Genomic DNA, 20,270 nt, shown 5'->3' with positions numbered 1-20,270 from the left:
CTTGCGGGCGTCCTCGCAAAGGCCGTAGGGTCGGCCCCGATGCAAAGCGCGGAGGCCGGGCATGTTGGCGGGCAAGCGGATACTTCTGATCATCGGCGGCGGGATCGCGGCCTACAAGTGCCTCGAGCTGATCCGGCGGCTGCGCGACCGCGGCGTCTCGGTCACCCCGGTGATGACCCGCGCGGCCGAGGAATTCGTGACCCCGCTCAGCGTCTCGGCTCTGGCCGGCGAGGCGGTGCACCAAGAGCTCTTTGACCTGACGAAAGAGGCCGAGATGGGCCATATCCAGCTGTCGCGGGTGGCCGACCTGGTGCTGGTGGCGCCGGCCACGGCGGACCTGATGGCCAAAATGGCCAACGGCCTGGCCGGTGACCTGGCGACGACACTGCTGATGGCGACCGATACTCCGGTGATGATCGCGCCTGCGATGAACGTGCGGATGTGGCAGCATGCGGCGACGCAGCGGAACCTCGCGCTGCTGCAGGGCGACGGGGTGACGGTGGTGGGGCCGAACGATGGTGACATGGCCTGTGGCGAGTTCGGGCCGGGGCGGCTGTCTGAGGTGCCGGAGATCCTCACCGCGGTCGAGCGGCATTTCGGCGGCGGGCCGCTGGCGGGCAAGCGGGTGCTGGTGACCTCTGGCCCGACCCATGAGCCGATCGACCCGGTGCGGTATATTGCCAACCGGTCGTCCGGCGCCCAGGGCACGGCGATTGCCGAGGCGCTGCTGCGGCTGGGGGCCGAGGTGATCTTTGTCACCGGTCCCGCCGATGTGGCCCCGCCGAAGGGCGTGGTGCTGCGCCGGGTCGAGACCGCGCGCGAGATGCTGGCAGCGGTCGAGGCGGCGCTGCCGGTCGAAGCGGCGGTCTTTGCGGCGGCGGTGGCGGATTGGCGGGTGCGCGGCGCCTCTGACAGCAAGATCAAGAAGCAGGCGGGGCAGCTGCCCAGCCTCGAGTTCGACGAGAACCCCGACATTCTGGCCACCGTGGCGCAGATGAAGGCGGGGCGACCTGCGCTGGTGGTGGGCTTTGCCGCCGAGACCGACGACGTGATCGCCAATGCCACGTCCAAGCGCCAGCGCAAGGGTTGTGACTGGATTGTTGCCAATGACGTGCGACCGGAAACCGGGATCATGGGCGGCGCCGAGAACGCGGTGACCCTGATCACCGAAGAGGGTGCCGAGGATTGGCCGCGGATGGGCAAACGCGCGGTGGCGGAGCGGTTGGCAGAGCGGCTGGCGGCGGCGCTGACGTGAGCGGTGGTGTGGCGTATTTTTGAAAGAGAAGAAGGACGGGGCGTGGTTTCTCTGAAGATCATGTGGGACGCTGGGGCGGATGTGTCGCTGGGCCTGCCGCAATACGAGACGGCGGGCGCGGCAGGGGCGGACCTGCGGGCGCATTTGCCGGAGCAGAGGTCTCTGGTGCTGGCGCCGGGGGCGCGGGTATTGGTGCCGACGGGGCTGAGGATCGCGGTGCCGGAGGGCTACGAGGTGCAGATCCGGCCGCGCTCTGGCCTGGCGCTGAAGCATGGCATCACCCTGGCCAATGCGCCTGGCACCATCGACAGCGATTATCGCGGTCCGCTGGGGGTCATTCTGCTCAACGCCGGGCAGGAGGTCTTCGAGGTCACCCATGGCATGCGGATTGCGCAGATGGTGGTGGCGCCGGTGGTGCGGGCTGCGTTTGATCTGGTCGAGACGCTGGACGAGACGGCGCGCGGGGCGGGGGGCTTTGGCTCTACCGGGCGCGGCTGATGCTTCTGGTGCTGGCGATGGCGGCAGCGATCTGGGGCGCCGGTTGGGCGCTGGGCCTGCCGCGGGCGGCGCGCTGGCCCTTGATCGGGTTGCTGTTTGTCGCCGTGCTGGGCATTCAGTTCCTCTTTCCCGAAGGTCATGCGCTGCGCCGGGCCACCGGCGGCGAGCCGGCGCTCTGGCTGTTGCTGGCCGGGTTCGTTGCCCTGATCCTGGCCTATCGGCATGTTCTGGGACGGCTGCGCCAGCGGGCCCTGACCCGGGAGGGGCCGGCGCCGCAGCCGGCAACGGACGGCCCGATAAGTGAGGCCGAGCTCGAGCGCTACGCCCGCCACATCGTGCTGCGCGAGCTGGGCGGACCGGGGCAGCAGCGGCTGCGCCGCGCCCGGTTGCTGGTCATCGGCGCCGGCGGGCTGGGCGCGCCGGCGCTGCAATATCTGGCGGCTGCGGGCATTGGCACCATCGGCGTGATCGACGATGACGTGGTCGAGAACGCCAACCTGCAACGCCAGGTGATCCACCGCGACGGCGATATCGGCACGCCCAAGGTCTTCAGCGCCCAGGCCGCGATGATGGCACAGAACCCCTATGCCCGGGTGCTGCCCTATCACCGGCGGCTGACCGAAGAGGTCGCGGCCGAGCTTTTCGACGAGTACGATCTTGTGCTCGACGGCAGCGACAACTCCGAGACGCGTTATCTGGTCAATCGCAGCGCGGTTGCGGCCGGCATCCCGCTGATCTCCGGCGCGTTGTCGCAATGGGAAGGCCAGCTCTCGGTCTTCGACCCGGCGCGCGGCACGCCCTGTTACCAATGCATCTTCCCCGAGGCCCCTGCGGATGGCCTTGCCCCCTCCTGCGCCGAGGCCGGGGTGCTGGGCCCCTTGCCCGGCGTCGTCGGCGCGATGATGGCGGTCGAGGCCATCAAGGTGCTGGCCGATGCCGGCGCGCCGCTGAGGGGCGAGATGCTGATCTATGATGCGCTCTGGTCCGAGACCCGCAAGATCGGCCTGAAACGGCGCGAGGGTTGCCCGGCCTGTGGCGGAACAAAAGGAACGAGTCAATGACGAACCCCCTGCTTGACACCTGGACCGGCCCCTTCGGCCTGCCGCCCTTCGAGACGATCGAGGACAGCCATTTCGGCCCGGCGCTCGAGGCCGCCCTGGCCGAGGACCTGGCCGAGGTGGAGGCGGTGGCCAACTCCCCCGAAGCGCCCTCGTTCACCAACACCATCGAGGGACTGCTGCGCTGTGGCGCGACGCTCGACCGGGTGACCGGCGTCTTTTTCAACCTCGCCGGCAGTGACAGCACTCCGGCGCGCGAGGCACTGATGCGGGAGTTCTCGCCCAAGCTGGCGGCGCATGCCTCGGCGATCTACGGCAACCGGGCGCTGTTTGACCGCATCCGCCAGCTATGGCAGGCGCGCGAAACGCTGGAGCTGACGCCGGAACAGGCGCGCGTGCTGATGCTGGTGCACCGTAACTTCATTCGTGCAGGGGCGGCGCTGCAGGGCGCCGAGGCCGACCGGATGAAGGCGATCAAGGAACGCTTGGCGGTGCTGGGCACCAGCTTCACCCAGAACCTGCTGGCCGATGAGCGCGACTGGTCGCTGCCGTTGTCGGAGGCCGACCTCGACGGGCTGCCGGGCTTTGTGGTCGAGGCCGCGCGTGCCGCCGGCAGGGACCGCGGTGCCGAAGGGCCGGTTCTGACCCTGTCACGCTCGCTGATCGTGCCCTTCCTGCAGTTCTCGCCGCGATGCGACCTGCGCGAGCTGGCCTACAAGGCCTGGGTGGCGCGAGGCGCCGGGGGCGGCGAGACCGACAACCGGGCAATCGCCGCCGAGATCCTGAAGCTGCGGCAGGAGCGCGCGCAGCTGCTGGGCTACCAGGATTTCGCCAGCTACAAGCTCGAGACCGAGATGGCCGGCACCCCCGACAAGGTGCGCGAACTTCTGATGGCGGTCTGGGAACCGGCCAAGGCCCGGGCCGAGGCGGATGCCAAGGTGCTGGAGGCGATGATGCACGCCGACGGCCTCAACGCCGATCTCGCCCCTTGGGACTGGCGCTACTACGCCGAGAAACGCCGCAAGGCCGAGCATGATCTCGACGAGGCGGCGCTGAAACCCTACCTCTCGCTCGACCGGATGATCGCCGCCGCCTTCGACTGCGCCTATCGGCTCTTCGGTCTGTCCTTCACGCCGCTTGATGTGCCGCTCTATCACCCCGACGCCCGCGCCTGGGAGGTGACGCGCAACGGCGATCACGTGGCGGTCTTCATCGGCGACTATTTCGCCCGCGGCTCGAAACGCTCCGGCGCCTGGTGCTCGGCAATGCGGATGCAGAGCAAGTTCCCCGAGGTGCAGCGCCCGGTGGTGGTCAACGTCTGCAACTTCGCCAAGGGCGACCCGGCGCTCCTGTCCTACGACGATGCCCGCACGCTGTTCCACGAGTTCGGCCATGCGCTGCACCAGATGCTGTCCGACGTGACCTATGACATGGTCGCCGGCACCTCGGTGGCGCGCGATTTCGTCGAACTGCCCAGCCAGCTCTTCGAACACTGGCTCGAGGTGCCCCAGGTGCTGCGCGCCTTTGCAACCCATGTCGAGACCGGCGCAGCGATGCCGCAGGAGATGCTCGACAAGGTGCTGAAGGCCGCCAATTTCGACCAGGGCTTTGCCACGGTGGAATATGTCGCCTCGGCGCTGGTTGACCTGGCCTTCCACGAAGGCGCGGCGCCCGAAGACCCCATGGCCCGGCAGGCCGAGGTGCTGTCGGGGCTGGGCATGCCTGCCGCCATCGGCATGCGCCATGCCACGCCGCATTTCGCCCACGTCTTCGCCGGCGACGGCTATTCCTCGGGCTACTACAGCTACATGTGGTCAGAGGTGATGGATGCCGACGCCTTCGCCGCCTTCGAAGAGGCCGGCGGCGCCTTCGATCCCGAAATGGCGGAGAAGCTCGAGAAACACATCCTCTCCGCCGGCGGCTCGCAAGAGGCCGAGGCGCTTTATCTCGCGTTCCGCGGCCGGATGCCCGGGGTCGACGCCCTGCTCAAGGGCCGGGGTCTGGCCGCCTGACCCCCTGCTTCCTCTTGCCGAAAATACCCTCGGGGGAGTCCTGCAAGGACGGGGGCAGAGCCCCCAATCTCCCCCAGGGCCTCAGAATTCCAGCCGCTCGAGTTCGTAGCCCCGCGCTTGCAACTGGTGGAGCAACCCGCTCTCGCCCATCAGATGCGCCGCGCCGACCGCCACCATCAGGCGCATTTCCGGCGCCGCCTCGATCACCTCGATCCAGGCCAGGTTGCGGCGGGTCAGCAGCTTGTCCTCCATCTCGTCGAGCATTGCCGTGGTCTCGGCCTCGGGCAGGTCGAGATGGGCAAAGGTCATCATCCGCGACAGCTGCCAGTTGTCCGAATGGGCCTCGTCAAAATAGCTGTTCACCGTGGTCACCAGCAGGTCGGCGCCGGTGGCCTCGGGAAAAACCCCAAGCCGCAGCATGTCGAGCTGCTCTTCCAGCGGCTCCTCGTTGAAGACGCGGAACACCGTGTCATAGCTCTCGATCGAGCTGCGCGGCACGCCCTCGGCCTTGGCCACCGCCTCGATCCGCGCATCGAGCCCGCCGCCGTCCTGCAACAGATCCATGGCGCAGCCCGGCAGGGCCAGCACTAGCGACAGGTACCAGGGCTGCATCTTCGCCGCCATCACCGGCGGGATGCCGCGGCTGCGCGCGGCCTCGGCCAGCGCCTGCCAGTCGTCTTCTTCCAGCAGTTCCGGCAGCGAGGTGTCCTGCAACAACAGCAGCGAGGTATCGGCGGCGAGGTTGCGCTCCAGCGCCTTGCGGTCTTCCTCGACGGCCTCGAGGAAGAGGTGTTCGGCGGCGGCAATGTCCGGCGTCAGCCGCTCCAGCACCGGCGCCAGCCGCGGGTCGGGGATGTGGATCGTGCCCACCAGGTCGATCACCCGATCGCCGCGCCGGGCACGCCAGCGGTTGCCCTCGGCAAAGGGGGTCTCTTCCGCGGCCGTGCCCAGCGCCGCATGTTGCGCCTCGGTCAGGCTGGCGCGCAGGTCGGTGCCATCGCAACTGGCCCAGAGCGCCTGCGGCAGCAGGGCGACGAGGACGGGGATCACAAAGCGCAAGATGGAACCTCCGGCAGGGGCCTCAATGGACGGCCGTGATGGCGTGGGACGTGCCGTTGAAGTCAAAGCTGTCGCCCGCGCCCAGCCCCTGCATCGCCTGAAAGATCGGTGCGGCGGGCGAAATGCCCATCACCGTCTTGCCGTCGAGCTCGAACTCCGGGGTGGCGACGCAGACCACCAGCACCCGGCCGTCCAGCTCGACGGCGGCGCCCGGTTCGACCTCGGTCTTGGCACCGAAGTCGATCTGGTTGAGCCGTTGCAGCCGGGCTTCGTCGTCATGCATCGCCTCGTCCCAGGCCGCGGCCAGTTCGCCGTTGGATTCGGCGCGTGACTGCTGGTCCCGCTCCAGCGGTTCGTCGCCGGTGACGCGGGCCTCGGCCACCAGGGTCTCGTATTTCTCGCGCGCGGCATCGTAATCGGCGCGGGTCAGCTCGAGAAGGCGGGTCTTGAGGGCTGCTTTGTCCATGTCTGCTCCGTTCGTGTCTGTTGAGGGGGTCAGGTGCCGCAGAAGGTCTTGTAGGGGCCGAAATCGGCGGGCGGCGGGCCGGCATACTCTTCCAGCCCTTCGCGTTCCTCGTAAGGCGCGCGCAGCACCTCGAGCAGCCGGGTGATCGGGCCCATGTCGGCGTCGGTCTCGGCAGCGGTCAGCGCCTCTTCCACCTTGTGATTGCGCGGGATGTAGACCGGATTGACCGCCTCCATCGCCGCCTTGCGCTCGTCCGGATCGCGGCCCTCCTGCGCCAGCCGTTCGCGCCAGTGTGGCAGCCATTCGCGGATCGCGGTGGCATCGTCGAAGAGATCGGTGAGCGGTGTCTCGTCACCCTCGGCGGCCTGCGGCAGGCGGCGGAAAAACAGAGTGAAATCGACGTTCTGGCCGGCCATGGCGGCGTAGAGCGCATTGACGAAGCCGAGGTCGTCGTCGTCCTCGCGCGGCAGGAGCCCGATCTTGGCGCGCGCACCGGCCAGCCAGTGGGCGGAGTAGATCTCGGGGAAGTTCTCGAGCTCTTCGGTGGCCAGCCGGATCGCCGCGTCCTGATTGTCATGCAGCAGCGGCACCAGCGTCTCGGCCAGCCGCGCCAGGTTCCACTGCGCGATCACCGGCTGGTTGCCATAGGCATAGCGTCCGCCGTGGTCGATCGAGGAGAACACCGCCTTTGCGTCGAAGCTGTCGATAAAGGCGCAGGGGCCATAGTCGATGGTCTCGCCCGAAATCGTCATGTTGTCGGTGTTCATCACCCCGTGCACGAAACCCACGTGCATCCACTGCGCGATCAGCGCCGCCTGCCGGGCAATCACCGCGCGCAGGAAGGCGAGGTAGCGGTCGTCGCGGCCGGCGAGCTCGGGGTCGTGGCGGGCGATGGCGTAGTCGGCCAGTTGCCGCACCCGGTCGCGCTCGCCCCGGGCGGCAAAGAACTGGAAGGTGCCGACACGCAGGTGGCTGGCGGCGACGCGTGCCAGAACCGCGCCGGGCTTGGGCGTTTCGCGCCAGATGGTCTCGCCGGTGGTCACCGCGGCCAGCGCGCGGGTGGTGGGAACGCCAAGCGCCTGCATCGCCTCGCCGATGACAAACTCGCGCAGCACCGGGCCAAGCACCGCCTTGCCGTCCCCGCCACGCGAAAACGGCGTGCGGCCCGAGCCCTTGAGATGCAGGTCGCGGCGCCGGCCCTGGCGGTCGAGCACCTCGCCCAGCAGGATCGCCCGGCCATCGCCCAACTGCGGAGAGAAGCCGCCGAACTGGTGGCCGGCATAGGCCTGCGCCAGGGTCTCGGCGCCCTCTGGGGCTGCGGCGCCCGAGAGGATCGCGGCACCTTCGTCGCTGTCGAGGGCATCGACGTCGAGATTCAACTCCTGCGCCAGTTCTGCGTTCAGCAACAGGATGCGCGGCTCGGGCACCTTGTCGCCCTCCCACGGGACATAGAATCCGTCCAGCTCGCGGGCGTAGCTGTTGTCGAAGGTAAAGCGGGGGGCGTGATGTGTCATGGGATACAAGGTGTGTCGCCGCGCGGAGATTTCCAAGGGGCGATTGTGGGGTGAGGGCGGGAAGTTGGGGTTGGGACCTCGCCGGTTCGCTGGTCATGAGGCCCCGGGTCAAGCCCGGGGCGGGGTTGGGCAAGTGGCGGGCGTTCGGCACTGACGTCATCCCGGGCTTGCCCCGGGATCTCCTGAATAACTGCCCACCTATGACTGGAGACCCTCGGGTCGAGCCCGAGGGTGACGTGCGCGAGAGGGCGGCGTTTGCGAGGGCGTCAACATTCAGACGAACGCCGTCCCGGGCTTGATCCGGGACCTCGCCGGAGGTTGTCGATGCGCCGGCCATGAGGCCCCGGGTCAAGCCCGGGGCGGTGTCGCTAAAGGGCAAACCCGACCCAGAACCTCACGCCGAGACCTACTCCGCGGCATCCCGCCGCGGCAGGACCCAGTGTTTGCGCGGGAAGTGGCAGGTGTAGCCGCCGGGGAAGCGCTCGAGGTAGTCCTGGTGCTCGGGCTCGGCCTCCCAGAAGTCGCCGACAGGCTCCACCTCGGTCACCACCTTGCCGGGCCAGAGGCCGGAGGCCTCGACGTCGGCGATGGTGTTCAGGGCCTCGGCCTTCTGCGCCTCGTCGACGTAATAGATCGCCGAGCGATAGCTCATCCCCCGGTCATTGCCCTGCTGGTTCACAGTGGTCGGATCGTGGATCTGGAAGAAGAACTCAAGCAGCTGGCGATAGGAGATCTGGGCGGGATCATAGACGATCTCGATCCCCTCGGCATGGGTGCCGTGGTTGCGGTAGGTGGCGTTCGGCACGTCGCCGCCGGTATAGCCGACGCGGGTGGAGTGCACCCCGGGCAGCTTGCGGATCAGGTCCTGCATGCCCCAGAAACATCCGCCCGCCAGCACGGCGCGCTCTGTCGTGTTGCTCATTGGGTCACCTCCTCGACCTGGTCCAGGTAATCGCCGTAGCCCTCGGCCTCCATGTCGTCGCGGTGAATGAAGCGGAGCGAGGCGGAATTGATGCAGTAGCGCAGCCCGCCACGGTCACGCGGGCCGTCGGGGAAGACGTGGCCGAGGTGGCTGTCGCCATGGGCCGAGCGCACCTCGGTGCGGATCATCCCGTGGGTGGTGTCACGCAACTCGGTCACATGGGCGGGCTCGATCGGCTTGGAAAAGCTCGGCCAGCCGCAGCCGCTCTCGAACTTGTCTGACGAAGCAAAGAGCGGCTCGCCCGACACGATGTCGACGTAGATCCCCGGCTCCTTGTGGTCGTTGTACTTGCCGGTGAACGGGCGCTCGGTGCCGTTCTCCTGGGTCACCCGGTATTCCTCGGGGCTGAGCGCGGCGATGGCGTCGGTGGATTTATTGTATGTCACGGGGGTTCCCTCCGTTTGCTCTGTTGCAGCGAATGTGGGGTGGCCGGCGGGATTTGTCCAATATCTGTCAGCGCCGTCACGCCGGCGTGAGCGGTCAGGCAGGCGAGCCCAGGGGTTTGAGCGCCGCATAGAGCGCGCGGTACTGGTCCAGCCGCGCGGCATGGCGCTGGGCGGTCTCGGGGCGCGGGGTGAAGCTGCGGTCGCTCTCGGGCTGTCGGTCGAGGTCGTCGAGGCTGGCCGCGCCGATCGCCACAGCCGCCATGCGCGCCGCCCCCAGCGCCGGGCCGGTCTCGGCGCCGGCGCCGCGCTGCAGGGTCAGTCCGGTGGCGTCGGAGATGGTCTGCAGCAGCAGGTCCGACCTTGTGCCGCCGCCGATGGCCAGCAGCGGTTCGGGGATCTCGGTGGTACGGCGCAGCGCCTCGGCCCCGTCGCAGAAGGCATAGGCGATGGCCTCGACCACCGCGCGCATCATCTCGCCCGCGCCGGTGGCATCGCCCAGACCGCAGAAGCTGCCGCGGATGCGGCTGTCGCCATGCGGCGTGCGCTCGCCGGTTAGGTAGGGCAGAAAGAGCGGGATGTCGTCGTCGGCGGTCTCGGCCCTGGCCAGAAGGTCGGCGACGCTCTGGCCGGTGACTTCGGCAAACCAGCTCATCGGCCGGGCGCCGTTCAGCATCGCCGCCATCTGGAACCACTGGCCGGGCAGGCAGTGGGCAAAGGAATGCAGGCCGGCCTCGGGCGCGGCGCGGTAGCCATCGGTGGTGACGAAGATCTGCCCCGAAGTGCCGAGCGAGATGAAGCCGCGGCCGGGTTTGACCGCACCCACGGACACCGCGCCCGCCGCCGCATCGCCGCCGCCGACGGCCACCGGCAGGCCGGCGGGCAGGCCCAGCGCCTCGGCGGCCTCGGGGCGCAGATGCCCGGCGAGGTCGGTGCCCTCCAGCGGCTCTGGCAGCCAGGCGGGATCGGTGGCGGTAGCGGCGCAATGATCGGGCGACCAGCGCCGCGCGGCCTGATCGAACCACCATGTGCCGGCGGCGTCGCAGCCGTCGGTGACATGGGCGCCGTGCAGCCAGAGACCCAGGTGATCCTTGGGCAGGCAGATGCGGGCGATGCGGGCGTGGAGATCAGGCTCATGGGCGGCCAGCCAGGCGAGCTTGGGGGCGGTGAAGCCGGGCATCGGCCTGACGCCGGCAACAGCCGCCAACTCGGGGTGGTCGCGGTCGAGCGCCGCGCAGACCGCCTCGGCGCGGCCATCGTTCCACAGGATCGCCGGGCGCAGCACGCGGTCGGTGGCGTCCAGCAGCACCGCGCCGTGCATCTGGCCCGAGAGGCCGATGGCGCGCAGGCCGTCCAGCGGATGAACCCGCCCCAGATCGCGCACTGCCTGGATGGTTGCCTGGCGCCAGCTCTCGGGGTCCTGCTCGCTCCAGCCCGCGCGGGGCGATTGCGTGGTGAGCGGAGCCGAGGCGCTGCCTATCAGGGCGAGGTCGCCGCCCACGAGCGAGGCCTTGACCGCCGAGGTGCCGATGTCGATGCCGAGATACATGAGATGCCTTCCTTGATCGTCCCGACCTTGCGACAGCACCCGCGGCCAAGGCAAGAGACCAACGCAAGACGCCCCGGCCGCAAGGCCGGGGCGTTGTTTGTCGGGGCGGGCGGGGCGCTCAGGCCGCCTGTGCGCCCTCGGGCACCTTGGCGCCGGTCATGAAGGCCACCGCGTCGGACATGGTGTAATCCTTCGGATCGATCACGCAGAGCCGCTTGCCCAGCCGGTGGATGTGAATCCGGTCGGCCACCTCGAAGACATGCGGCATGTTGTGCGAGATCAGGATGATCGGAATGCCGCGCGACTTCACGTCCTGGATCAGCTCCAGCACCTTGCGGCTTTCCTTGACCCCCAGCGCCGCCGTCGGCTCATCGAGGATGATCACCTTCGAGCCGAAGGCCGCCGCCCGCGCCACCGCCACGCCCTGACGCTGACCGCCGGAAAGCGTCTCGACCGCCTGGTTGATGTTCTGGATCGTCATCAGCCCCAGTTCGGACAGCTTCTCGCGGGCAAAGCGCTCCATCTCCTTGGTGTCGAGCTTGCGGAGGTATTTGCCCATCCAGTCCTTGCGCAGGATCTCGCGGCCCATGAACATGTTGTCGGTGATCGACAGGGCGGGCGACATCGCCAGCGTCTGATAGACCGTCTCGATCCCGGCATTGCGCGCATCGATGGGCGAGGCGAACTTGACCGGCTTGCCCTCGAGCTCGACCTCGCCTTCGTCGGGGATGACCGCCCCCGACACCGCCTTGATCAGCGTCGATTTGCCGGCCCCGTTGTCGCCGATCACCGCGAGGATCTCGCCCGGGTAGAGCTCGAAGTCGCAATGATCCAGTGCGGTGACCTTGCCATAGCGTTTGACGAGGTTCGTTCCCTTGAGAATAGGTTGCATCACGCGGTCACCTTTCTGATCCACTGGTCCACGGCCACGGCGGCGATGATGAGTGCGCCGATCAGCAGGAAGGTCCATTGCGGGTTGGCCCCGGCCATCCGCAGGCCCAGTTCGAAGACGCCGACGATCAGCGCGCCGAAGAAGGCTCCGAGGATCGAGCCGCGCCCGCCGAAGAGCGAGATGCCACCGATCACCACGGCGGTGATCGCCTGGATGTTGCCGATCACGCCGGTGGTGGCCGAGGGCGAGACCGAGCCGAAGCGGCCGATCATCACCCAGCCGGCCAGCGCGCAGATGAAGCCCACCAGCATGTAGACCGACATCAGCGTCTTGTGCACGTCGACACCGGCCAGCTGCGCGGCCTCGGGGTCGTCGCCCACGGCATAGACATGGCGGCCCCAGGCGGTGGCGCGCAGCGCATAGGCCAGCACGGCGACCAGCGCGATCATCAGGAAGACGCCCAGCGTGAAGCGCGCGCCGCCGACATCGAAGGTGGTGCCGAGGAACTGCAGGAAGGGGGCCTCGGCCTCGATGTCCTGTGACCGGATCGTCTCGTTCGCGGAATAGAGGTAGGTCGCGGCCAGAACGATCTGCCACATGCCAAGCGTCACAATGAAGGGCGGCAGCTTCATGCGGCTGACCAGCCAGCCGTTGCAGGCGCCGATGCCGGTGCCGACGATGAGACCGACGATCACCGCGATGAAGGGCGGCATGCCGTAGTCGAAGGAGACCTTGCCCATGACCACGGTGCAGAGCACGGCAATCGCGCCGACCGACAGGTCGATGCCGGCGGTCAGGATGATCAGCGTCTGCGCCGCGGCCAGCACACCGACGATCTGCACCTGTTGCAGGATCAGCGTCAGCGCGAAGGGCGAGAAGAACTTGGAGCCCAGCACCAGCCCGAAAATGACGGTGGCGGCGACCAGAACGATCAGCGGCACCAGCGCCGGGGTGGAGTGAAGGGTGTCGTGGAACTTGCCCACGAAGCCCTTGTGCGGCTCGTCAAAGGAGGCGACGTCGCTTGCCGCTCCCTTGGTGACCGCTTCGTAATTGTCCGCGTTGGACATGGATGCCTCCCGGAAGATCAGATGGAACGCTTGGCGTTCGGGAATAGGACCGGGGGCGGGCAGGTGACCCGCCCCCGGGATGTGTCAGCTTGCGTGTATAGATGTCGTTGCGTCAATCGCCGTGGCGGAGTGGAACCCGGTGATGGCGTGGCGCGCCTCGCGTCCCGGACCTGACCCTGCATTCCCCGGAGGGGGATCTTTCGGCCGGACTTGAGGGGAGGCCCCGGATCAGGTCCGGGGCGCGGGGCGCGCAAATCGATGCCGGACCGCCCGAGGACGGCCCGGCCGATCATATCAGCCCCAGCAGAGGTCCTTGCCTTCGGCAACCGAGATGGACTCGACGCCGTCGACCGGCTGGTCGGTGACCAGCGCGACGCCGGTGTCGAAGAAGTCCTTGCCTTCCGAGGCCGAGGGTTTCTCGCCGTTTTCGGCCCATTCGGCGATGGCTTCGATGCCGAGCGATGCCATCTTCAGCGGATACTGCTGCGAGGTGGCACCGATCACGCCGGCTTCGACGTTTTCCACGCCGGGGCAGCCGCCATCGACCGAGACGATCAACACGTCGTTTTCACGACCGATGGCTTTCAGCGCCTCATAGGCGCCGGCAGCGGCGGGTTCGTTGATGGTATAAACCACGTTGATCGAGGGATCGGTGGCCAGCAGGTTCTCCATCGCGCGACGGCCGCCTTCCTCGTTGCCCTGGGTCACGTCGTTGCCGACGATGCGCGGGTCATCCTCGTCGCCCCATTTGCTCGGGTCTTTCAGGTCGATGCCAAAGCCCTGCAGGAAGCCCTGGTCGCGCAGCACGCCGACGGTGGGCTGGCTGATGGCGAGGTCGAGCATGGCGATCTTGGCATTGGCGGCCTCGTCGCCCAGCTTGGCGGCGGCCCATTTGCCGATCAACTCACCGGCGAGGAAGTTGTCGGTGGCAAAGGTCATGTCGGCGCTGACGATCGGATCGAGCGGCGTGTCGAGGGCGATCACCAGGATGCCGGCGTCGCGGGCCTGCTGGACCGAAGGCACGATGCCGGAAGTGTCGGAGGCGGTGATCAGGATGCCCTTGGCGCCATTGGCGATGCAGGTCTCGATCGCCTGAACCTGGGTTTCATTGTCGCCGTCGACCTTGCCGGCATAGGAGTTCAGTTCGATGCCCAGCTCTTCGGCCTTGGCGGTCGCGCCTTCGCGCATCTTTACGAAAAAGGGGTTGGTGTCGGTTTTGGTAATGAGGCAGGCAGACACCGAGTGGCTGCCGGCATTGGCGGCGCCGGCCATAGCTGCGCAGGTCACGGCTGTGCCGAGAAGAAGCTTTTTCATGATGTCCTCCCAAAGACATGTAATAGTGGCGGTCACTGGACCGACCCTCCCGTCTCGCCCATGGTGAGCGAGAGCATGAGTATAAAAGCTGATTCGCGGCGTTGCGTCAATTAATAAATCACTTTGATTTATTAATTGACGCGTGTAAAGTTTGGTAGGCAGGAGGAGCGATTCATGACGCAGGAAAACAGCCGGAGCTTCAGCAGTGGTGTCAACCAGAGCGGAGTGCGCGATTATAACGAGAGGCTGTTGCTGTCGATGATCCAGCGGCTCGGGCCGATGCCGGGCAGCGACATGGCCAGGCAATCCAATCTGTCCGCCCAGACGGTTTCGGTGATCCTGCGTTCGCTCGAGGCCGACGGCCTGCTGATCAAGGGCGAGCCGCAGCGGGGACGGGTGGGCAAGCCGCGCATCCCGATGGCGCTCAACCCTGCCGGTAGCTTCTCCTTCGGGCTGAAGATCGGCCGCCGCTCCGCCGATCTGGCGCTGATGGACCTGATGGGTGAGGTGCGGGCGCAGACCCATATCCAGTATCACTACCCCGATCCCGACGGGCTTCTGACCTTTCTGAAGGACGGGATCGAGAGCATGTCGGCCGAGCTCGACCCCGAGCAGCGCGACCTGATCTGCGGCATCGGCATTGCCGCGCCCTTCGAGCTGTGGAAACGGCACGAGATCATCGGCGCCGACGACCGCTCTTATGACTCCTGGCACGGCCGCGACATCGTCAAGGAGGTCGCGGGCTTCTCCGATCTGCCGATCTCGCTGATCAATGACGCCACCTCGGCCTGTTATGCCGAGAACACCTTTGGTCAGGGCCGCAAGTTCCGCGATTACGCCTATTTCTTCATCGGGGCCTTTGCCGGCGGCGGCGTGGTGCTCAATGGCGCGGTCTACGAGGGCCACCGCGAGAACGCCGGCGCTCTGGGCTCGCTGATCACCCGCGACGCCGAGGGCCGGCCGGCGCAGCTGATGGACCGGGCCTCGATCTTCTGGCTCGAGGCGGCGATCCGCGATGCCGGGCAGGACCCCAAGTTGCTCTGGACACAAGGCGCCAACTGGTCCGACTTCGAGACGCAGGTCGGCCCCTGGATCGAGATGGCGGCGCAGGAACTTGCGATGGCGGCGCTGTCGTGCTGCGCGGTGATCGACTTCGAGGCGATCCTGATCGACGGCGCCTTTCCCGCAGCGGTGCGCAAGCGGCTGGTCCACCGGGTGGCGGAACTGTCGCGCGATATCGAGACCATCGGGCTCTATCGCCCCGAGTTCGCCGAAGGCCACGTCGGTGCCAACGCACGGGTGCTGGGCGCGGCCTACCGCCCCATCGCCTCGCAGTATTTCCTGGGCTCCGGCGGGCTGAGCTCCAGCCTCTGACCTCTAGCCCAGGATATGTTCGGCCGTGCGCATCGCCAGCGCGGCAATGGTCAGCGTGGGGGCGTTGACCGGCATGGTCACATGCGCCGATGACCCCATGATGTAGAGGTTCGGATGTTGATGCGCCTGCTGGTGCGCGTTGACGACCGAGGTTTCGGGATCGGTGCCCATCCGTGCCGTGCCGCCGATGATCGCGTTCGACAGATAGACCTCGTTCGAGGTGATCTCGGTCGAGCCCAACCGCTCCAGAACCTCCCGGTTGATCCCCATGGAAATTTCCATTCCCGCGCGGGTGTAATCGTCGATGCTGTAGGCAATCCGCGCCTTGGGCAGCCCGGCGCTGTCACGTTCGTCAGACAGCGTCAGTCTATTGTCGGGGTCCGGCAGGATTTCTCCGCTGGAATTGAGCCGCAAGTGGCGCGAGACGATGCGGTTGAGCTCGGCGACCAGCGTCTGGCCGAGGTATCCCTTGGAAATAAGGTCCCTGGCGACCTCGGTGCCGTCGGAATTGCCGGAATGACCCGAATTCATGAAGCTGGTGCCGATGGCGGCGTGAGAGGAGCGGAATTCGCCGTCGCGCAGCTCGATCAGGCCGGAGGTCTGCTGCGGGCCGCGATAGGGAAAGACCGGATCGCGGGTCACGCCCTTGGTGTCCTGGTTGGCCTGGGTAATCAGGTAGCGCCCCACTGCGTCAGAGCCGTTGGCGACGCCGTTGGGCGCGTTTTCCTGCGCCGACATCAGCAGCAGGCGCGGGTTCTCGATCGCATGGCAGCAGAGCGCGTAGACATTGGCGGTCACCCGGGTTTCGCTGCCGTCGGGGCGGCGCACGTCGACGCCGGTGACCTGACCGTCGGGGCCTACGTGGATCATCGTCACCACCGCCTCGGTGATGATCTGCGCGCCCGCGGCCTCGGCCTTGTCGGCGATCACCGAGCCGTCGAGCTTGGCGCCGATCGGGCAGATCGGCACGCAGGTGTTGTTGCCGCAGCAGGGCGGGCGGTCGTCGAATTGTACCGAGTTGCGGGCATGGCTGAAGATGCCGGAGTGCAGCCCCATCTGCTTGAGCGCGATATCGACGCGGCTGTCCATGTAGGAGGCCGGGATCGGCGGCATCGGATAGGGCTCGGTCCGGGGCGCGCCCCAGGTGTGCTCCATGCTGCCGGCGACGCCCCAGATCTTCTCGGCGCGGACATAATAGGGCGTCAGATCGTCGTAGCTGACCGGCCAGTCGAGGGCGACGCCATAGGTGCTCTTCATCCGGAAATCGGCCGGGCGCAGCCGGTCGGCAAAGCCGGTCCAATGCCAGGTCGAGCCGCCGTAAATCCGCAGGTAGGCGCCGACGAACTCCATCGGCCCGGCCTGGTCGTAGAAGCTGGCGTAGCCGCCATCCTCGGGGTGCGGCGCCCAAGGGTTCGACGGGTAGGGCGCTTGCGGCCCCTTGACCGGGTTGTTGGTAAAGACCGACATCCAGTCGTGACGCGGCTTCTTCGGCCCGGCCTCGAGCACTATGACCTGGCGGCCGGCCTGCGCCAGTTCCAGCGCCAGATGCGATCCGGCCATGCCGGCGCCCACCACCAGCACATCGACACTTTCCGGCACGGGCGTCGTCATCGCTCGGGCTCCTGCCAATGGCCAAAGGGCCCGCCACACAGCCCCGGTGCGGTGGCAAAGGTCAGCGCCTGCCAGCCCAGGCAATAGTCGTAGTATCTCACCTCGCCATCGACCTCGCCGGTAAAGAGGAAGGTGGCGATCCAGCGCATCTGGTCGCCGGCCCGCAGGCTGGCGGCCTTGCTCATCGCCCCGAGGTCGGGGCGGCGACGCGCGAGGTCCACCAATGAGAACATCGCCTCGGTACCGAAGCCGCGGGCAAACTCGGTCTCGCAGGCCTCTGAAAGGACAGGGGGCAGATAGGTGGTGCCGCCGATGGCACGGATGATGTCGCGGAAGATCGCCAGATCATCCTCGACCCCAAGCCGTGCGCTGGCGCCGGCGGGGGCCAGCGCCATGGCGGCGCCCAGGATGCGGATCACGTCACGGCGGGCAAAGCGCTGCATCAATAGGTCCTCACCAGCGCCAGACCACGGGCGCGGTCCGAGGCGCTGTCCTTGTCGAGCATCGCCTTGTAAAGCAGCGGCATCGGGACCCAGGCCGGCGGATACTTGTAGCCGGCAACATCCAGCACCAGCACGGAATCGCTGGCCTCGTGATAGGCGGCAATCGGTGAAACATGCCCGCCGCCGTCCTGACCGACGATGCCGCGGTTGTAGTTCAGGATCACCCGCACCGCCGGGTCCGACAGCGCCGCAAGGATCTTGTCGCGCATCGCGTCGAGGTCATGGTCGTCGGCAAAGATCGTGGTCGGATTGACGTTAAGGTGGGTGAGATATGCGCCGATCTCCGCCAGGGTCAGCCCGTCGGTCACCACCCCTTCGAAGGTTTTGACCTGCTGGTTGGCCTCGTTGAAGATGTTCTCCTGGGTGAAATAGGGGTAGGGATAGCGTTTCGGATCGATCGGCCGTTGCAGCTTGTCCTCGAAGGAATTGAGCACCGCGGCCATGGTGGCGATCGAGCAGAAGGTCAGGAACTTCTCGCTTTCCACGTAGGGCGCGACGAGGAAGTAATCCTTGTTGAACTGGCTCTGCAGCACCCGGTCTCTGCCATCGGGCGAGGTGAGATAGACAAGCCGGTCGTCGGCGCCAGCGGCGGCGGCCTTGACCAGATGGGTGATCGGTGCGTTCGAGACGGTGGAGGCATCGGTGCCGAAAAAGCCCGCCAGCAGGTCGATCTCGGCATCGCTGAGCTGTGCAGCCACCGCCTGCATGACATCGGCGGTGCCGCCGCTGCGCTGGCCGGATTTGTAGGCGTGCAGGGCGTTGTGCAGATAGGTCTGCGACTGGCCGTGGATGATCGGGATGTGGTCGATATGGGCGACGCCGTCAACGGAATGGCAGCTCAGGCAGGTCTCGGCCTGAAAGGTTTGCTCGGCTGCCACAGGGAGCGCCAGAGAGAGCGCGGCAACGAGACCCGCCGCCAGTTTCGCCCGCCAATTGTTGAAAGGTGCGCCCGGATGCCCGACCTCCCCCCCGGGAGCGCATCTGTTGAAGGACCAGCGGTCTGCGCGACAATGATGCTCTTCAGAACATGGGTTTGCCCAGGCGTTACCGCCCTCCAGAGGCCGGGCATGGCCCATCCGCGCCTTCCGCGGAAACGCGGTGCTTTCATCGAAACGGGTCATGGCAAAATCCTTACGTTCATCATCATGCCGGCGTCCTCATGCGGCAGGATGTGGCAATGGGTGACGAAATCGCCGTCGAAATCCTCGAACCGCGAGCGAAGGGTCAGCGTCCCCGCCGCCGGCACCACGAAGGTGTCGTACCAGGGCCGCTCGGGCACCGGTTCGCCGCTGATCGCCACCACCTGGAAGGGGTTGATGTGGATGTGCATCGGATGCGGATAGGCGGTGGTGTTGACGAAGGTCCATTCCTCGGCGGTCCCGAGCTTTGGCTCGAGATGCCAGACGTCGGGGTCATAGGATTGGCCGTCGATGGTGAAGGCCAGGTCAAAGACCGCCCGTCGGTCGCGCCGCTCGCCCAGCACGACGGTGCGTTTGCGCACGATCTCGGCGTCGGTGATGTCGGGCGGGGTGGCCGCGCGCGCCGGCATCAGCCGCGAGCGTTTTTTGCCGGGCTCCACATGCACCCGGGCGATGGTGCGCGCGTCCAGATCGACCAGCCCGTGGCGATAGGGCTGGCGCACCATGTCATGCAGACCGGGCGCCAGCCCCTCGACCACCACATCGGTCCGGTTGCCAGGGGACAGGAGCAGGCTGTCCACCTCGACCGGTTCGCGCAACGGCGTGCCGTCACGGCCGACGACAATGGCCTTCAGCCCCATAGCCTTGAAATCCAACGGACAAAACTGGAAATCGTTGGCCAGCAGCAGACGCCAGAACTGCCGCTCGCCCTGGCGCAGCCGCAGGGTGGGGCGATACTGGCCGTTCAGCGTGAAGATCCGCGGCGCGCTCAGCGACATGAACTGGCGCGGATCGTCGAACGCCGCCGCGTCGCTGCCGATCACCGTCTGGATGATGATCTGCCGCTCGGGCAGGCCGGGCGGCACGTAATCCTCGGGCTCGATCAGAATCATGCCGGCCATGCCGCTGCCGATCTGCGCCGCCACCGAGCCGTGCCAATGCGGGTGATACCAGAAGCTGCCCACTGGATGGGTGTCGGGGATCTGCACGCGGTAGTTGAACGCCTGCCCCGGCTCGACGGTGAGAAAGACGTTGTCGCTGCGGCCCTTGGGGCTCACGTGCAGCCCGTGGAAATGCAGGTTGGTGGTGTTGAGATCATGCGGCGCCACATGGCTGTTGCCGGGCGGGCCGCAGATATCCTCGGCGCTCAGCCCGGGATATTCGGCAAGGTCCGGCACCGGCAAAGGGTTCGGCGGCAGGGCGTTTTCCAGCCGGATGTTCATCGCGTCACCGGGGCGCAGCCGCAGCGTCGGACCGGGCAAGCCGCCGTTATAACGGCGCAATTTGCGCGGCTTGTCATCCACCAGCGCCTGCGACAGGGTCGGTTTGAGCGTCGCGGTCAGGGTGCCGTCGACGCTGCGGATCTCGGCCGGGTTGGCCAGGTCGCCCGCCCCGCCCAGGCCAAAGCCCGAGAGCGCATCGGCCACCGCCCGGCCCGACCAGCCAAAGGCCACCGCCCCGCCCAGCGCCGCGCCCGCGGCGCCGAGTGTCAAGATCTGCCGGCGATTGTGCATGGGCTCATCCTTTGCTGCCGCCCATTTTGTCACCGATCCTTAAAAAAAGCGACATACCTATATACCGTTAGGGGCGGTAA

The 20,270-nt window shown here is 67.2% G+C and carries 18 protein-coding genes; 5 read left to right on the top strand and 13 right to left on the bottom strand.

The genetic code is table 11. From position 1 onward, the window contains the following. Positions 1–61: 61 nt before the first annotated feature. The 4 genes from coaBC to ACN0SE_RS09635 are packed head-to-tail and all read left to right on the top strand — an operon-like array spanning position 62 to position 4,823. Complete coding sequence (gene coaBC, locus ACN0SE_RS09650; RefSeq protein ID WP_417524303.1) at positions 62–1,255, top strand: bifunctional phosphopantothenoylcysteine decarboxylase/phosphopantothenate--cysteine ligase CoaBC; 1,194 nt, start codon at positions 62–64, stop codon at positions 1,253–1,255. A gap of 60 nt (positions 1,256–1,315) precedes the next feature. Then, on the top strand, positions 1,316–1,753 hold the full coding sequence (gene dut, locus ACN0SE_RS09645; protein ID WP_417524412.1) for a dUTP diphosphatase: 438 nt from the start codon (positions 1,316–1,318) through the stop codon (positions 1,751–1,753). Beyond that, on the top strand, positions 1,753–2,814 hold the full coding sequence (locus ACN0SE_RS09640) for a HesA/MoeB/ThiF family protein (protein ID WP_417524302.1): 1,062 nt from the start codon (positions 1,753–1,755) through the stop codon (positions 2,812–2,814). The genes dut and ACN0SE_RS09640 overlap by 1 nt, the downstream gene beginning before the upstream one ends. After that, entirely contained in the window at positions 2,811–4,823 is a 2,013-nt protein-coding gene (locus ACN0SE_RS09635; protein WP_417524301.1) for a M3 family metallopeptidase, read from the top strand. Before ACN0SE_RS09640 ends, ACN0SE_RS09635 begins: the two co-directional genes overlap by 4 nt. 81 nt (positions 4,824–4,904) lie before the next feature. Here ACN0SE_RS09635 and ACN0SE_RS09630 read toward each other — a convergent pair whose 3' ends face one another. The 9 genes from ACN0SE_RS09630 to ACN0SE_RS09590 all read right to left on the bottom strand — a co-directional run bounded on the left by ACN0SE_RS09630 (position 4,905) and on the right by ACN0SE_RS09590 (position 14,049). Next, entirely contained in the window at positions 4,905–5,873 is a 969-nt protein-coding gene (locus ACN0SE_RS09630) for a TraB/GumN family protein (protein ID WP_417524411.1), read from the bottom strand. Between the two features lie 31 nt (positions 5,874–5,904). Continuing rightward, on the bottom strand, positions 5,905–6,348 hold the full coding sequence (locus ACN0SE_RS09625; RefSeq protein WP_417524300.1) for a hypothetical protein: 444 nt from the start codon (positions 6,346–6,348) through the stop codon (positions 5,905–5,907). A 29-nt stretch (positions 6,349–6,377) separates the two neighbouring features. Beyond that, on the bottom strand, positions 6,378–7,862 hold the full coding sequence (locus ACN0SE_RS09620; protein ID WP_417524299.1) for a protein adenylyltransferase SelO: 1,485 nt from the start codon (positions 7,860–7,862) through the stop codon (positions 6,378–6,380). 406 nt (positions 7,863–8,268) lie between these two features. After that, positions 8,269–8,784, bottom strand: coding sequence for a peptide-methionine (S)-S-oxide reductase MsrA (msrA, locus tag ACN0SE_RS09615; protein WP_417524298.1), 516 nt, complete (start codon positions 8,782–8,784; stop codon positions 8,269–8,271). Continuing rightward, positions 8,781–9,230: a peptide-methionine (R)-S-oxide reductase MsrB gene (gene msrB / locus ACN0SE_RS09610; protein ID WP_417524297.1), complete on the bottom strand. Its 450-nt coding sequence runs from the start codon at positions 9,228–9,230 to the stop codon at positions 8,781–8,783. The genes msrA and msrB overlap by 4 nt, the downstream gene beginning before the upstream one ends. A 94-nt stretch (positions 9,231–9,324) precedes the next feature. Continuing rightward, positions 9,325–10,776, bottom strand: a complete 1,452-nt coding sequence (xylB, locus tag ACN0SE_RS09605) for a xylulokinase (protein ID WP_417524296.1) — start codon at positions 10,774–10,776, stop codon at positions 9,325–9,327. Positions 10,777–10,894: 118 nt separating this feature from the next. Next, positions 10,895–11,668, bottom strand: coding sequence for an ATP-binding cassette domain-containing protein (locus tag ACN0SE_RS09600; RefSeq protein ID WP_417524295.1), 774 nt, complete (start codon positions 11,666–11,668; stop codon positions 10,895–10,897). After that, positions 11,668–12,735, bottom strand: coding sequence for an ABC transporter permease (locus tag ACN0SE_RS09595; protein WP_417524294.1), 1,068 nt, complete (start codon positions 12,733–12,735; stop codon positions 11,668–11,670). Before ACN0SE_RS09595 ends, ACN0SE_RS09600 begins: the two co-directional genes overlap by 1 nt. A 294-nt stretch (positions 12,736–13,029) precedes the next feature. Then, positions 13,030–14,049 (bottom strand): sugar ABC transporter substrate-binding protein, encoded by a 1,020-nt coding sequence (locus tag ACN0SE_RS09590; protein WP_417524293.1) that lies wholly within the window; start codon positions 14,047–14,049, stop codon positions 13,030–13,032. Positions 14,050–14,223: 174 nt separating this feature from the next. Here ACN0SE_RS09590 and ACN0SE_RS09585 point away from each other — a divergent pair, with 174 nt between their 5' ends. Further along, positions 14,224–15,423, top strand: coding sequence for an ROK family transcriptional regulator (locus tag ACN0SE_RS09585; protein WP_417524292.1), 1,200 nt, complete (start codon positions 14,224–14,226; stop codon positions 15,421–15,423). Between the two features lie 3 nt (positions 15,424–15,426). Here ACN0SE_RS09585 and ACN0SE_RS09580 read toward each other — a convergent pair whose 3' ends face one another. From ACN0SE_RS09580 to ACN0SE_RS09565, 4 genes are all read right to left on the bottom strand, one after another. After that, positions 15,427–17,034, bottom strand: coding sequence for a GMC family oxidoreductase (locus ACN0SE_RS09580; RefSeq protein ID WP_417524291.1), 1,608 nt, complete (start codon positions 17,032–17,034; stop codon positions 15,427–15,429). After that, positions 17,031–17,477, bottom strand: coding sequence for a hypothetical protein (locus ACN0SE_RS09575; RefSeq protein WP_417524290.1), 447 nt, complete (start codon positions 17,475–17,477; stop codon positions 17,031–17,033). Before ACN0SE_RS09575 ends, ACN0SE_RS09580 begins: the two co-directional genes overlap by 4 nt. After that, positions 17,477–18,415, bottom strand: a complete 939-nt coding sequence (locus ACN0SE_RS09570; protein WP_417524289.1) for a phytochelatin synthase family protein — start codon at positions 18,413–18,415, stop codon at positions 17,477–17,479. Before ACN0SE_RS09570 ends, ACN0SE_RS09575 begins: the two co-directional genes overlap by 1 nt. A gap of 239 nt (positions 18,416–18,654) precedes the next feature. Further along, positions 18,655–20,169, bottom strand: a complete 1,515-nt coding sequence (locus ACN0SE_RS09565; protein ID WP_417524288.1) for a multicopper oxidase family protein — start codon at positions 20,167–20,169, stop codon at positions 18,655–18,657. Positions 20,170–20,270: the final 101 nt, after the last annotated feature.

Origin of the sequence: Marinovum sp. (assembly GCF_048263515.1) — a bacterium.
Taxonomy (GTDB): Bacteria; Pseudomonadota; Alphaproteobacteria; order Rhodobacterales; family Rhodobacteraceae; genus Marinovum.
The sequence above is the reverse complement of the archived record's forward strand: the minus strand, read 5'-3'. Positions and strand labels throughout refer to the sequence as shown.